General features: G+C 46.3%; 14 protein-coding genes and 1 riboswitch. Of the genes, 12 read left to right on the top strand and 2 right to left on the bottom strand.

Features of this window, described 5'->3' with window-relative positions; all coding sequences use genetic code 11:
* Positions 1-18: 18 nt before the first annotated feature.
* From BM049_RS10395 to BM049_RS10345, 11 genes are all read left to right on the top strand, one after another.
* Positions 19-441, top strand: coding sequence for a cupin domain-containing protein (locus tag BM049_RS10395; RefSeq protein ID WP_091531395.1), 423 nt, complete (start codon positions 19-21; stop codon positions 439-441).
* A gap of 131 nt (positions 442-572) precedes the next feature.
* A complete protein-coding gene (locus BM049_RS10390; protein ID WP_091531394.1) occupies positions 573-1,271 on the top strand; it encodes a Crp/Fnr family transcriptional regulator in 699 nt (232 codons plus the stop codon).
* A 290-nt stretch (positions 1,272-1,561) separates the two neighbouring features.
* The gene (locus BM049_RS10385) at positions 1,562-1,795 is read left to right on the top strand and encodes a heavy-metal-associated domain-containing protein (RefSeq protein WP_091531392.1); all 234 of its coding nucleotides are present in this window, start codon (positions 1,562-1,564) and stop codon (positions 1,793-1,795) included.
* A gap of 30 nt (positions 1,796-1,825) precedes the next feature.
* On the top strand, positions 1,826-2,119 hold the full coding sequence (locus BM049_RS10380; protein WP_091531389.1) for a hypothetical protein: 294 nt from the start codon (positions 1,826-1,828) through the stop codon (positions 2,117-2,119).
* 672 nt (positions 2,120-2,791) lie between these two features.
* Positions 2,792-4,684, top strand: coding sequence for a heavy metal translocating P-type ATPase (locus tag BM049_RS10375; protein ID WP_091531387.1), 1,893 nt, complete (start codon positions 2,792-2,794; stop codon positions 4,682-4,684).
* A gap of 420 nt (positions 4,685-5,104) precedes the next feature.
* The gene (locus BM049_RS10370) at positions 5,105-5,746 is read left to right on the top strand and encodes a hypothetical protein (RefSeq protein WP_091531384.1); all 642 of its coding nucleotides are present in this window, start codon (positions 5,105-5,107) and stop codon (positions 5,744-5,746) included.
* Positions 5,731-6,468, top strand: a complete 738-nt coding sequence (locus BM049_RS10365; RefSeq protein ID WP_091531382.1) for a cytochrome c biogenesis protein CcdA — start codon at positions 5,731-5,733, stop codon at positions 6,466-6,468. The genes BM049_RS10370 and BM049_RS10365 overlap by 16 nt, the downstream gene beginning before the upstream one ends.
* Positions 6,469-6,478: 10 nt before the next feature.
* Positions 6,479-7,147, top strand: coding sequence for a TlpA family protein disulfide reductase (locus tag BM049_RS12135; protein ID WP_091531379.1), 669 nt, complete (start codon positions 6,479-6,481; stop codon positions 7,145-7,147).
* 549 nt (positions 7,148-7,696) lie between these two features.
* Entirely contained in the window at positions 7,697-8,074 is a 378-nt protein-coding gene (locus BM049_RS10355; protein WP_091531376.1) for a CidA/LrgA family protein, read from the top strand.
* Position 8,075: 1 nt separating this feature from the next.
* A complete protein-coding gene (locus BM049_RS10350) occupies positions 8,076-8,780 on the top strand; it encodes an LrgB family protein (protein ID WP_091531374.1) in 705 nt (234 codons plus the stop codon).
* A gap of 173 nt (positions 8,781-8,953) precedes the next feature.
* A riboswitch (NiCo riboswitch) is annotated at positions 8,954-9,061 on the top strand.
* A 125-nt stretch (positions 9,062-9,186) separates the two neighbouring features.
* Positions 9,187-11,061: a heavy metal translocating P-type ATPase gene (locus tag BM049_RS10345; protein ID WP_091531371.1), complete on the top strand. Its 1,875-nt coding sequence runs from the start codon at positions 9,187-9,189 to the stop codon at positions 11,059-11,061.
* An 82-nt stretch (positions 11,062-11,143) separates the two neighbouring features.
* Here BM049_RS10345 and BM049_RS10340 read toward each other — a convergent pair whose 3' ends face one another.
* Both BM049_RS10340 and BM049_RS10335 read right to left on the bottom strand, forming a co-directional pair.
* A complete protein-coding gene (locus BM049_RS10340; RefSeq protein WP_425426053.1) occupies positions 11,144-11,776 on the bottom strand; it encodes a CadD family cadmium resistance transporter in 633 nt (210 codons plus the stop codon).
* Entirely contained in the window at positions 11,777-12,142 is a 366-nt protein-coding gene (locus BM049_RS10335) for an ArsR/SmtB family transcription factor (protein WP_091531367.1), read from the bottom strand.
* 248 nt (positions 12,143-12,390) lie between these two features.
* Between BM049_RS10335 and BM049_RS10330 the strand changes: the two genes are divergently transcribed.
* Positions 12,391-13,416, top strand: a complete 1,026-nt coding sequence (locus tag BM049_RS10330; RefSeq protein WP_091531442.1) for a Gfo/Idh/MocA family oxidoreductase — start codon at positions 12,391-12,393, stop codon at positions 13,414-13,416.
* Positions 13,417-13,558: the final 142 nt, after the last annotated feature.

Below are 13,558 nucleotides of genomic sequence, written 5' to 3'. Positions count from 1 at the left end.
CGAGGAGGAAATGGAATAATGGAAATAGACTACAAAGATCACGGCAAGAAGCCGTACATTATCAATATTGAAGAGGCAACTTTGGGTAACGACAATTACCGTACGACGATCTGGACAGGCGAAAAACTTCAGACGACCGTCATGGCCATCAAACCTGGTGACGATATCGGTCTGGAAGTCCATCACGGCATCGATCAGTTCATCCGTATCGAAGAAGGTGACGGCGTATGTAAGATGGGTCCTTCAGAAGACAACCTGAACGTCGAAGAAAAAGTCGGCGACGATGATGTCGTTTTCGTCCCTGCCGACATGTGGCACAACATCGAAAACACAGGTGACAAGCCGCTTAAATTATACACGATCTATGCAGGTCCTGACCATCTTCCAGCAACCGTCCACCCGACACACGAAGATGCAGAAAACGATCCGAACGAAGACTAATACGCAGTTGAGGAGCCTGACGAAGCATTTCTTCGTCAGGTTTTTTTGACATGCTTGATGGAAATCAAATATTTCACTTCTGCTTATGGTATAGTTACTTTACATATCTTTCAGAATGAGGAGAGATTAAAATGGATCAACGTAAAGACAAACATAACTGCGGCATCTCTCATAAAGGCTGCATTTCACTCGTTCCGATTTTCAATCATCTCGATGCAGAGCAGATGGATGAAATAATGGAGACCGTACAGTCCTGGTCATTTAAAAAAGGTGAACTGGTGTATCGGGCAGGAGAAAAGTCAGATGTTTTGACGATCGTCAATAAAGGGAGTCTGCGTATATACCGGCTTTCAGAATCAGGTAAAGAACAGCTCGTCCGAGTGCTGAAGCCCGGTGAATTTACGGGAGAACTGGCTTTGTTCAATGAAACAGTTCATGAAAACTACGCAGAAGCCATGGAACCGACGTCGGTATGTCAGATCACGCGAGCTGATTTGCAGGCTTTGCTGGTCAAATATCCGTCCATCTCACTCAAAATCCTTCAGGAGCTTTCGACCCGCGTGGATCAGAGTGAAACGCAGGCCGCCCGGTTTACGACTGAATCCACAGAGCAGCGTCTGGCTCTTTATCTGTCAGACTTGCTTGGACCGGATAGTGAATCGAGTATCGTGACGCTGCCATTGACGAAAAAAGATTTGGCGTCCTATATCGGAACGACCCCTGAAACGGTGAGTCGCAAACTGAAAGAACTGGAAGAAGCGAACCTGATCGAGCGCATCAGCTCATCTAAGATAAAAATACTGGATGAAGATAAGCTGCTGTTTCTATAAAGCGAATCGTTCTGAAAAGACTTGAGATAGTATGTCTCAGGTCTTTTTTTGCATAAAAAAGCAAAGCTGCTTGATCAACGCCAAGTGTTTGACAGCCAGTATGGGCTATACTTTAACTGTAAAGGGCAGAGGAAAGGCAGGATGACTTGTTCAGAACGAGGTAAAGAGTGTGTGAGTGAAGTTATTGAATTAAACTTGATGAACGTCAATTTAACATTAGCAGTCCTGATTTATACTGTAAGTGTAAGAGGTAGAAACAAAATCGATAGATATAAAAGGAGCGAGCAGACATGCAAAAAGCAATATTAAAACTGGAAACTCTAGCCTGCCCAAGCTGTATGCAGAAAATAGAAAATGCTTTGAAAGGTCTGGACGGCATCGAAAAGGGCAGTGTCAAAGTCCTGTTCAACTCGAGCAAAGCGAAAACAGCCTTTGACTCCGAGAGAATCTCAATAGAAGAGATCGAAAAAGCAATTGAAGACTTAGGCTATCCAGTCATCAAGTCGACTGTTAAAGCCGCTTAAGCAGCCAGCAAAGTAGAAAGAGGGAAAAGAATGACAGTTTTTGATGCCGTAGTAAAAGAAAATTTTCCAACACTTGAGATTTATACCTTGCCCCTGACCCGTGCGCACGGGAAGAATCATCCGGAAGTCTTCCGAGTGCCTGAACTGTTCCAGACGATGAATGAAAAAGTGAAAGACAGCGGATCAGACAAGCCTGACCTGAATGACGAATTCACTGAACTGCGCGAGGTAACGAGCCAGTATGCCTTGCCGGATGATGCCTGCGAGACGTATGAAGCCGTCTGTGAAATGCTGTCAGAAGCGGCCGACGCTTACTATGCGTAAACCTTGTAATTATAAATAGAGAGTTAAAGATCCGCCCGGGAAGTGACAACTGCTTTCTGGGTGTGTTTTTTATGGTTTATAAAAGGGGACAAGCCGCGCTATGTGGCGCGGCTTTTCATTTTGATACAAGATAAGAACGAGTATTTGGCAATTTGACAGTAATGCTTAAACTACAGCGATGGGTTTACCTGTGTTCGACAAGTAGGACCGTGTTGAAGTCTCCTAAGTACCGAATTTGAGCAAGTTCGGTATTTAGGTAGAGATATTAAGATCCTAATAGCCGAATAAAGCTTTAATTCGACAAGTAGAAATGTGTATGAGCATTCTAAGTGCCGAAGAGAGGCGAGTTCGACATTTAGCAGAAGTCAACGTAAACGTACTTACCGAATAGGTGCGAAGTTCGGTAACTAGGCTCGTCCCCAAGCGTCCTAACGACCGAATAAGAGCACATTCGACACTTAGCTGACAATAACGTAAACGTAACGACCGAATGCAGCGCAAAGCCACAAGAAAGCAACCCAAATCATAAACCACACTAAAAAAAGCCGTATGTTGTTTAGAGCTTGGAACTCCTTAAAACCATTAAAATGAATGAACTTGACAGCTGTCAAGTTCAAGCCGAAAGAACATCCGTATACTTAACTTAACATCAAGGAAACAGGAGGAATCATCATGCAGAAAGTTATATTAAGTCAGAAGAAACTGATCACCTTATTAAGCGGTATAATCATCGTCATCGGCTACTTCAGCCGGTTCATACTGGGGAATGTGGCTGTCCTGAAGTGGGCGCTGATCATCGCGTCAGTGATCGGAATCGCTCCGATCGCGATCCAGGCCTATCAGGCATTGAAGGTGAAAGTCGTGAGTATCGATGTGCTTGTCACCATTGCGGTCATCGGGGCTTTCTTTATTCGGAACTTTGAAGAATCAGCTATCGTTACTTTTCTCTTCCTGTTCGGGCATTACCTCGAACAGCGGACGCTGAATCAGACGCGTTCGGCCATCAGAGAGCTCACTGAAATGGCGCCGGAAAGCGCACTCGTCCAGACAGACTCCGGTGAATTTGAAGAAGTGGACATCGATGAAGTCGATGAAGGGGATATCCTGCTCGTTAAAACTGGGGATAAAGTACCCGTTGACGGAACGGTCCTGTCAGGCAACGGTTATATCAATGAAGCGAGTATTACCGGAGAATCCGTGCCGGTCACTAAATCGAAAGATTCAAGCGTCTATGCCGGAACCATCCTTGAAAACGGAACGATCCAGGTCCTTGCAGACCGAGTCGGAGAAGAAACGACTTTTGGGAAAATCATCGAACTGGTGGAAGAAGCACAGGACTCCAAGTCAGAAGCGGAACGCTTTATCGACAAGTTCTCAAAGTACTATACACCTGCTGTTTTGCTCTTGTCCTTTTTAGTCTGGCTGATCAGTCAGGATATCGAACTGGCGATCACCACACTGGTTTTAGGCTGTCCAGGAGCTCTCGTTATCGGTGTACCGGTCTCAAACGTTGCCGGGATCGGTAATGGCGCCCGTCACGGTGTCCTTTTAAAAGGGAGTGAAGTGATCCATGACTTCAGCCGGGTAGACACGATCGTCTTTGATAAAACAGGGACGCTGACTGTGGGCAATCCAAGCGTGGCCCTGAAAGTAGTGTACGGTAAAAATCCAGACGAAGCCGTGAACTATCTGGCCAGTGTGGAAATAGAATCCGATCATCCGCTGGCAAAAGCGATCCTTAAAGAAACGAAAGCGGCCAAGATTTATCCGGTAGAGGAAACAGAAGTCGTCAAAGGAGGTGGGATCGTAGCCCGGGTCGACGGTCACCGCGTTGCTGTGGGGAATGTGGCTTTAATGGATAAAGAAGGCATCGAACTCAGCGAGAAAGTTAAAGAGGATATTCAAGAAGCAGAAACAAGCGGGAACTCACTGGTTTTGACAGCCGTAGATGGTGATCTGCGGATTCTGATGGGGATCAGGGATCAGGTCAGACCAGGGGTGAAGCAGGATCTCAAAAAACTGAAGAACTTGGGTGTGAAAAACCTGGTCGTTCTTTCCGGTGACAACCAGGGGACCGTCGATGTCGTTGCCAGTGAGCTTGGACTAACAGAAGCCCACGGTCACATGCTGCCGGAAGATAAATCTGCACACATCGAAAAACTTCAGAAAGAAGGACGGATCGTTGGTTTCGTCGGTGACGGGGTGAACGACAGCCCGTCCTTAGCCTTGGCAGATATCGGTATCGCCATGGGAAGCGGAACAGATGTCGCGATCGAAACCTCTGACGTGGTCCTGATGAATTCGGACTTCAGCCGTCTGCCGCATGCACTAGGTTTAGTTAAGGCGACCGCAAACAATATGTATCAGAATATAGCTCTTGCAGTAGGTGTCGTTCTCGTTCTACTGGCGAGTGTCTTTTTCAGCGACTGGATGAACATGTCCATCGGCATGCTGGTCCATGAAAGCAGTATCCTGGTCGTCATCTTCAACGGTATGCGTCTCTTGAAGTATCGCCTGCGCGGAAGCAGGAAACGCCAGGAAGTGAAGCGCGTAAAAACAGCTTAACATCTAAGGAAAAAGCATTCTGCTCAGGCAGGGTGCTTTTTTCGTTAGATTGAGAAAGTGAAGTACAGTACTTTGCGGACGTACTGAACTTGACTATTTACTAAAAAAATGAAGTACAGTACTTTGTGACCGCCCTGAACTAAACTACTCATTGAAAAGTGAAGTACAGCACTATAAAGACATCCTCAACTCGACTAATTATTGAAAAGGTCTTAGAAACGTCACAGTTTTCCTTCGGCAGGGGAGTTGACTCATGGATTAAAGTTGTGTAAGCTAGTAGAAGTAAACCCCCAGGGGTATAAATAAATGAAAATGCTCGAACTTACTGTTATATAATCCAGCGTATTAAAGCAGATGCTTTAAGCTTAATGAAAAGAATCTTTATTTACCCATTGCGGTATATAAGTCAGGAGAATGTACGTGGAAAATATTGTTTCCAACCCGATGTTCAGTGCGATTGTGTCGCTGTTCGTCGGTATAGTGATATGGTATGGGTTGACGGATGAGCCAGCCTGTGTGAAAAAAAGTGTCGTGTCGGTTTTCATGGATACTGTCTTTTATTTTGTCGCAGCACTATTCGGGATCAACGCCGTCCTCAATATCAGCGAGGTCATTCAGGTCCCTTACCGGATCCTGCTGTTCTCATCGAACGTCGTCTGGATCGCTTCGCTCGGCGTACTGATATATGGAAGTTATTTATATGGATCAAAATTATGGAAAGCGAAAGAAAAATCTAAAAGTGCAGCTAAGCTCTTAACAGCAGTCGGTTTAGCGAATCATAGCTATATGTATTACCGGTATGCATCGGTCACTACACTGCTGCTCATCGTACTCTTCGTGAGCCTACTTGCTCTTTTGACGTTCACGAACCTTACGCAAAAAGTGTCGCCTATAGCGATCGCCTCAGGATTCGGTGCCTTGCATCTTTTGATCATGGGCACGCGTTCGGTCATCTATTTCAATTTTGTCTTTACGCCATTAGCGATCCTGTCACTCTTTTTAGTGTTCAGCGGCTTGCTCTTGGGTTATAAAAGGGGGATCCTGCCATCGAAACAGAACTAACAGCGCTGCTGGCATTCGGCGCGGGCGCCTTGTCTTTCTTCTCACCCTGTACATTGCCGCTGTTGCCTTTATATTTATCTTATATCACCGGTAAAAGTGTGAAAGAAGTGAAAGAGAATCAGTCGGCCGCATTCAAAAGAACGGTCATGCTGCACTCCGTTCTGTTCCTGATCGGGGTATCGGTCGTTTATGTTAGCCTGGGACTCAGCATCAGCTATCTGGGCGGTTTCTTCAGTCAGCTGCTGACCGGATCCACGAGCTTGCTGCTTCAGCGTATCGCGGGACTTTTGATCATCGTCATGGGACTGGTCACAGCTGAATGGCTCCAGATCCCGACCCTTCTGAAAGATACACGCAGGATGGCAGGGAACCGCACCACCAGTTACTTTTCAAGCTTTTTCATCGGTTTAGGCTTTGCGGCAGGGTGGACGCCCTGTATCGGCCCGATCTTTTCGTCGATCCTGCTGATCGGCGTGTCGACCGGTTCGCCGCCGGCCCTTTACCTGACCCTCTATATTTTAGGCTTTGCCTTGCCGTTCCTTTTAGTGTCCTTATTCCTCGGCAAGATGGACAACATCATGAAACACAGTCAGAAGTGGATGAAAGTTGGAGGCATACTCATGATCGCTATGGGGATTTTGCTTTTCACAGGAACGCTGGAAGTATTATCAGAATGGATCGCACAGTGGCTTGAAGGGACGCCTTTTGAGCTGTTAGGATAGGAGTGTTGAAATGATAAAAAAAGGATTATGGGCTGTCATCGCCCTCATGCTCGTATATGTCGTCTTTGATTTTGTCACGGGGCTGAACCGTGAACAGGAAGTCAGGGAACAGGCCTCGGTTCAGAATGAATTGAGTGTTCAAAATGAGCTGGATGAAGAAATGGATACTGAAGAGATGTCTGAAGAAGAGATCCAGGCGCTTATGGATGAGATCGCAGCACAAAACAGTGAAAGCGAAACGGGTTCTATGATCGAATTCGGCCTGAATGCCGGAAACGTTGCCTATGACTTCCAGCTGGAAGATATGGACGGCAATACGGTACAGCTGTCAGATTACAGAGGCAAGAAAGTCTTTCTGAACTTCTGGGCCAGCTGGTGTCCGCCATGTCGTGTAGAAATGCCGCACCTTCAGGAATTTCATGAAGAGCAGGACGAGGTCGTTGTCTTAGGTGTCAACGTCATCTCCTCCGAAAGTGACCCTGAAAACGTCCCGGCGTTCATCGATGAATTCGGTCTGACCTTCACGAATGTCTATGCACCCAGTGAAATAACTGATCTCTATCGTGTTGAATCCTTGCCGACCTCTTATTTCATCGGCAGCGACGGTGTGATTTATGAACGTGTCGTTGGTCCGGTCACAAAAGATATACTGGAAACGAAATTTGAAATGATCGACTGATCGTCAAAAACGTCTTCTCATACTTATGGGGAGGCTTTTTTTTGCTGGTTCGACAAGTAGGATTCGACTGGGAAAACTTATTTGTCGAAGTTTAGGATATTCGGTAAGTAGAGGGGTTATGTGGTCAGCTACTTACCGAATTAACCCATTGTTCGACACTTTGAGAAGCAATCTGACGTGTTACTTACCGAATGAACGCCTCTTCGGTAAGTAGGTTGTCTTATTTGATATCTAACAACCGAATACCACCTGAGTTCGACAGTTAGAAAAATATAGTGTGCTTCTACATGTCGAAGTTCGCTTGGTTCGACACTTTGGTGTGAGAGTCCCTATCTTAATCGTCTAACGCATCTCTGATATGATAGATGTGTTCAAGCAGTGATGTCTAAGACCGGTCATTACTTTAAACAGCACGTTTATAAAAAGTAATCAGAAGCACAAACGAAGGCGAACCAAATGTCCCGGCTTCGCTTTTATTATGTGAAAGACTTTCAAAGCGCAGAGATTTCATTTAAAATAGAGCGGAACACGTCTTAGGAGGAAATACGCATGAAACAACTAAAGCAATTATTCTGGATATTATTATTTTCATTTATTGGAGAATTCCTGTCCCTGATCAGTCCGGTCGCGATCCCGGGCAGTGTGATCGGAATGGTGCTGCTGTTTATTGCGCTGCATTTTAAGTGGCTGAAACTGGATCAGGTCGAAGAAGTCGGGAACTGGCTCACCGATAATATGGCGATTTTCTTTGTACCGGCAGGGGTCGGTCTGATGACGAACTTCGGTATCCTGGGAGACGTCTGGTGGCAGCTGCTCTTGACTATCGTCATAACGACGACACTGATGCTTGGCTTTGTCGGCCTGGTCGTTCAGTTCATGAAGCGCAAAGCAGATGATACTTCAAAGAACAGCAAGGAGGTAATGTAGGATGCTCATGATCTTTGCGGAAAACCCGTTTTTCGGGATCGTCCTGTCCTTTTCCTTCTTCCTGATCGGAGGCATTCTGCATAAACGCTGGCCGAATCCGCTGTTTACGCCGCTCATTTTTGCCATCATCAGTATCATCCTGCTGCTTTTGATCACGGAGATCCCCTACGAATCCTTCAACGAGGGCGGTCAGTTCATCACACTCTGGATCACTCCGGCAACGGTGGCATTGGCGATAAAACTGGAGAAGAACTTTGATTATCTTAAAAAGTACTACCCGGCTATATTGTCCGGGATCGCGCTGGGAGTCATCTTCCATACGGTCATCCTGCTTATCGTAAGCGTCCTGTTTCGGTTCAGTCCGGATATGGTCGCAACCCTTTTCCCTAAATCTGTCACCACAGCGATCGCTTTAGGGGTTTCGGAATCACTGGGCGGAATCGTTTCGCTGACCGTGGCTATCGTCGTCTTTACGGGTGTATTGGGCACGATCATCGGCCCGCCGATATTCGCGCTGCTCAAAGTAACGGATCCGGTCGCTCAAGGAGTGGCGCTGGGATCCAGTTCACATGCTATGGGGACCGCTAAAGCTATTGAACTTGGCGATGTTCAGGCTGCCATGTCCGGCTTGTCCATTATCTTGACGGGTATCATGATCGTTATCCTGGCGCCGTTTGCCATCGAGATCATCCAGATACTATTCTGATAAGAGCCAAACCGTATCATATTTAAAGATTCTAACTTATTGTAAGTAATCGTTTGACCTGAAAAAAACGATATGTTATTATGAAGGTAACTTCACAAGAGAACAAATGATTTGTGATATAAAACTTGTCACTTGAAAATTTAATATGAAAGCTTTGAATAGGATCGATCTATTCATTGTGATCTGAACAGGCGGTGAACGCATTAAAAGGTTCATGCAGCCGGGCTGCACATGTTGCGGCAGCAGACTATGTATTTAGAGGACATATCTGTGGGACAGTTAATTCTGTTCTACGGGTATGTCCTTTTTTCATTGTGACGAACGTAAAAGGAGGGAGTGAAGCCAACCATCACATCGGTATTACAGCTAGATTGAAAGCAACCAACAAGGAAAGAAGGGGATTTGAATGATCGATTATTTAATAAAAAGCAGGCAGGGGCAGTTTTTAGTCATAGGCATTTTTTTTGCAGTGCTGGGCTTTGTCTTTATGACTTTTAACGTGGGATACAGTACGTGGCTGTTTTATGCAGCGATTTTCTTCTTAGGCTTCTATGCGTCAAAAAATGCGGTCGTGGAAACGATCAGAGACAAGTCACCGAATGTGGATTTACTGATGATCCTGGCAGCTGTGGGAGCCGTTATCATCAACTATGAATCAGAAGGTGCTGCTTTGCTGCTGATTTTTGCAACAGCCGAGGTGCTGGAAGACTATGCCAACAACAAGTCGACGTCAGCTATCTCAGAACTGATGGCACAAGTTCCCGAGACCGCTCAAGTTTTGAAGGCGAACGGAGAAGTCGTCACTGTTCCGACAGAAGAACTGGAAATAGGCGAGACCGTCGTGGTCACTAAAGGCGCACAGATCCCTATCGACGGGGTCATCGACCGAAAAGCTGTAGTGAATGAAGCAGCGTTGACGGGGGAAGCCGTTCCTGTAGAAAAGGATCCGACAGATGAAGTGTTTGCGGGGACGATCAATCAAGGCAATGTGTTTCATCTGGAAGTGACGAAAGCCAATGATGAAACCGTCTTTTCGAACATCATCCGAATGGTCAAAGAAGCGCAGAGCCGCCCGTCGCGGATCTCAAAGTTCATTGATCGTATCGAAAGCAAGTATGTGATCTCCGTTTTAGTCATCGTTCCCGTCTTTATCTTCGTTTTATACACCATGATGGCTATTCCTTTTGAAGAAGCCTTCTACCGCGGGATGGTGTTCCTGACCGTTGCCAGTCCCTGCGCGTTAGTCGCTTCTGCTACGCCAGCCACATTGAGTGCGATCAGCAATGGAGCGAAAAACGGGATCCTCTTCAAAGGCGGGGCCGCAATGGAAGCCTTGAGCACGATGGACACCTTGTATACAGACAAGACTGGCACGCTGACTTACGGCGAATTCAAAGTCGATGACTACAGTGCGCCGGAAGAGGTATTGAAAGAAGTCATCTATATGGAACAGCAGTCCAGTCATCCGATCGCCCAGGCCATCGTTTCGGCTTTCAAAGACACTGATCTAAGTTCTGTGGACCATGAAGAACCGGTCAATGAAATAGCCGGTTCCGGTGTCGAAAAAGGCGCGGTCAGGGTCGGAAAGCCGACGGCCTTCAGTGATTTCAAGAATTATGACCACTTCAAGCAGTACTTCCAGAAAGGCAACACCGTCATTTTGGCAGCGAAGGATAAAGAAGTCGTGGGCTACTTCTCACTCAGTGATCAGATCCGCAGGCAGTCGGCGGATGCAGTAGCCAATTTCCAGAAAGAAGGCATCAAAGTCACACTTCTGACCGGTGACAATGAAGAAGTTACAGCTAATGTAGCGGAAGTCGTCGGGGTCGATGACTACAAAGCGTCTATGCTTCCTGAAGACAAGATCGACTATGTCATGCAGAGTCAGGATAAAGAGGAAGTGGTCGGTATGATCGGTGACGGGATCAATGACGCCCCGGCCCTGGCGAATGCCGATATCGGGATCGCGATGGGTAGCGGTTCGTCTGTGGCGATGGAATCTTCTGATGTCGTCGTGGTCAAGAACGATCTGTCGAAACTCTTTTACAGCTACAAGCTGAGCAAACGTCTCAATCGCATCATTTTCCAGAATGTCGTGTTCTCGATCAGCGTAATCGTGACCCTGATCGTTCTGAACCTCTTTGGTGTCTTAGGCCTGCCGCTGGCCGTATTGTTCCATGAAGGCTCGACGATACTCGTTATTCTGAACGGTCTGCGTCTGATCGGTTCCAAACCTAAAAAGGAAGAAGTCGACCCCTCGCTGGAGTCAGTAAAAGCATGACTAAAGGTAATGAAATAAAGAAAGCCCCTGAAACTGTTTGTGCAGTCGCAGGGGCCTTGCTTGTGTCTGTTTTCAGTTGTCTTTAGTTGATCATTGAAAAGAGCGTTTGGATGGTGCCGTTCTCCAGCATGATATAGATCCCCAGACCGATGAAGACGATCGGTACGATAAGTCGTTCGTACTTTTCCAGTGTTTCAGAAACAAAAGAAATCTTGGCTAGCCGGTAGCTGATATAGCAGAGTATCGAAACCGACACGGCAAAGATGACGATGGCAAGGATGATCTCAGCTGTACTGAGTGCTGTGAAGTAGGGGATATAAATGCCTAAGTTGTCGCCGCCTGAAGCGACGGTGATCAAAGCAACGGTCCAGAACAAGCGGCTGGAACCACCCGCACCGATTTTTTCCGCTACCTCATCGTCATCTTCTTCCTCTTCACCGTGCAGGGCGACTTGGACCCCTAAATAAAGCGGGACGAGTCCCAAAAGACCGACGATCCAGTCCTGGGGGATGAAATTCAGGACATAAGCGGCAAAGAGACTCACGGCAACTAAAAAGCCGGTCCCGAGATACTGGCCCCAGTAGATATGGGCGATGCCTTTTTTCGTGTGACTTTGAGAAAAAATGATCAGTAAGATAAACAGATAGTCGATGCTGGTGGATATGTAAACGGCGATGGCCGATATGATGGTTTCTATCAAAATGTTGTCCTCCAGTTATGATGATGTCGTGACTTTTTCAGTTAGATCGCTGAGTGAGCTGAAAACAGAAGCAGCTTTTTCCTTTATCAGCGCATAATAAACGACTTTTCCGTCTCGCTTTGATTCGAGCAGGCCGTTCTGCTTCAGATAGCGCAGATGATGCGATGTCGAGGCAACACTGGCTTCAAGCACAGCGGCCAGATCGCAGACACACAGTTCTTCGTAGGTCAAGAGTGCGTACAAGATTTTGATCCTGGAAGGGTCTTTGATGCATTTGCTCAAGAGCAGGATATCGGAAAAGTCTTTGTCTGTAAGACTATCTTTAACTGCCTTTACTTTGTCTTCGTGGATGATTGTGGAACTGCAGACGTCCAGAGTCATGGTTTACACCTCTCATTCAAATATATGTTTGAATGGAGTATAGCAAGTTTTAAAACAGCTTGTCAATCACTTTTCAAAAAAGCAATAGTCATAAGCAAAATTTTTCAGTCGATTTTTAGTAATGTAGTTTACTACCGGGGACAAAAACAGATACAATGAGAAGGAGAGTAGAGTTGCAGACCGTTCTTCAAAATGTCAGCGACTTTGCATCTTTGAACAAGATACAGCTAAACAATGGAGGTCAAAACATGCTAAACATTGCGTATATCGGTGACGGAAAAAGTACGAACCGCTATCATATCCCTTTTTCCAGTCAAGTAGAAAACATCAAGATCAAGACCATTCAAGCCCGCTCAGGTCACAATGAGATGTGGGAAGAAGTGCCCGGAGCAGACTATGTGAAAGAGAAAGAAGCGATCTGGAACGATTCCGAAATCGATCTGGTCGTCATCTCCACACCACCGCAAACACACTATTCCCTTGCGAAAGAAGCTCTGTTAAACGGCAAGAATGCCTTGGTTGAAAAGCCTTTTGCCGAAACCTCTGAAGAAGCCAGAGAACTTTTTGCACTGGCTGAAGAAAAGGGACTGTTCATCCAATGTTACCAGAACCGCCGCTTCGATTCAGATTTCCTGACCGTTCAAAAAGTGATCGAAAGTGGAGTCCTGGGAGATATCCTGGAAGTGGAAATGCATTTTGATTACTTCAGACCTGAAGTACCAAAAAGTGCAGAGTCATTTGAAAAACTGAACAGCTTTATGTATACCCACGCCTGCCATACTGTGGACCAGGTCCTGTCTTACTTTGGCGACCCGAAAGCGATCCATTACGACGTGCGCCAGCTCCTAGGCGACGGTCGCATGAACGATTATTTCGACTTAGACTTCAACTACGAAAACAATCTGAAAGTAGCTGTCAAATCCAGCTACTTCCGTCTGAAGAGCCGTCCGAGCTTTGTCGTTTACGGTAAAAAAGGGACCTTTGTCAAAGAGACGAAAGACCGTCAGGAAGAACATCTGAAACTCTTCTATATGCCGACGAATGATGACTTTGGCGTCGACCTGCCGGAACACTACGGTACGCTTTACTATATGGACGAAAACGGTCAGTATCACGAAGAAAAAGTCGTTTCAGAAGTAGGCGACTATAGCCGCATTTATGAAGGCGTCTATGAATCAATCGTGAACGGCAAGGAGAAAATCGTCAAAGACGAAGAAACCATCCGACAGATCGAAATTTTAGAGCAAGGCATCAAGGAAATGAAGAACTACTGAGTTAGTGTAGAAAATTAATTGCCTTTCGCGGGATCAGGCAGTAGCTAAAGGTCACAAAAGCAGTGTATATGTGCCCTTCGCGGGATCGTCCATCAACTGAAGGTCACAAAAGCGGTGTATATGTACCCTTCACGGGAGCAGC

It is taken from the genome of Alkalibacterium subtropicum, from assembly GCF_900112455.1.
In the GTDB taxonomy this organism is placed as follows: Bacteria; Bacillota; Bacilli; order Lactobacillales; family Carnobacteriaceae_A; genus Alkalibacterium; species Alkalibacterium subtropicum.
The sequence above is the reverse complement of the archived record's forward strand: the minus strand, read 5'-3'. Positions and strand labels throughout refer to the sequence as shown.

Bases quoted from the DNA above. Each gene is read 5' to 3' on its own strand.
- BM049_RS10330 (WP_091531442.1), top strand. From the start codon at position 12,391: ATGCTAAACATTGCGTATATCGGTGACGGAAAAAGTACGAACCGCTAT.
- BM049_RS10395 (WP_091531395.1), top strand. From the start codon at position 19: ATGGAAATAGACTACAAAGATCACGGCAAGAAGCCGTACATTATCAAT.
- BM049_RS10345 (WP_091531371.1), top strand. From the start codon at position 9,187: ATGATCGATTATTTAATAAAAAGCAGGCAGGGGCAGTTTTTAGTCATA.
- BM049_RS10380 (WP_091531389.1), top strand. From the start codon at position 1,826: ATGACAGTTTTTGATGCCGTAGTAAAAGAAAATTTTCCAACACTTGAG.
- BM049_RS10385 (WP_091531392.1), top strand. From the start codon at position 1,562: ATGCAAAAAGCAATATTAAAACTGGAAACTCTAGCCTGCCCAAGCTGT.
- BM049_RS10350 (WP_091531374.1), top strand. From the start codon at position 8,076: ATGCTCATGATCTTTGCGGAAAACCCGTTTTTCGGGATCGTCCTGTCC.
- BM049_RS10375 (WP_091531387.1), top strand. From the start codon at position 2,792: ATGCAGAAAGTTATATTAAGTCAGAAGAAACTGATCACCTTATTAAGC.
- BM049_RS10355 (WP_091531376.1), top strand. From the start codon at position 7,697: ATGAAACAACTAAAGCAATTATTCTGGATATTATTATTTTCATTTATT.
- BM049_RS10390 (WP_091531394.1), top strand. From the start codon at position 573: ATGGATCAACGTAAAGACAAACATAACTGCGGCATCTCTCATAAAGGC.
- BM049_RS10335 (WP_091531367.1), bottom strand. From the start codon at position 12,142: ATGACTCTGGACGTCTGCAGTTCCACAATCATCCACGAAGACAAAGTA.
- BM049_RS12135 (WP_091531379.1), top strand. From the start codon at position 6,479: ATGATAAAAAAAGGATTATGGGCTGTCATCGCCCTCATGCTCGTATAT.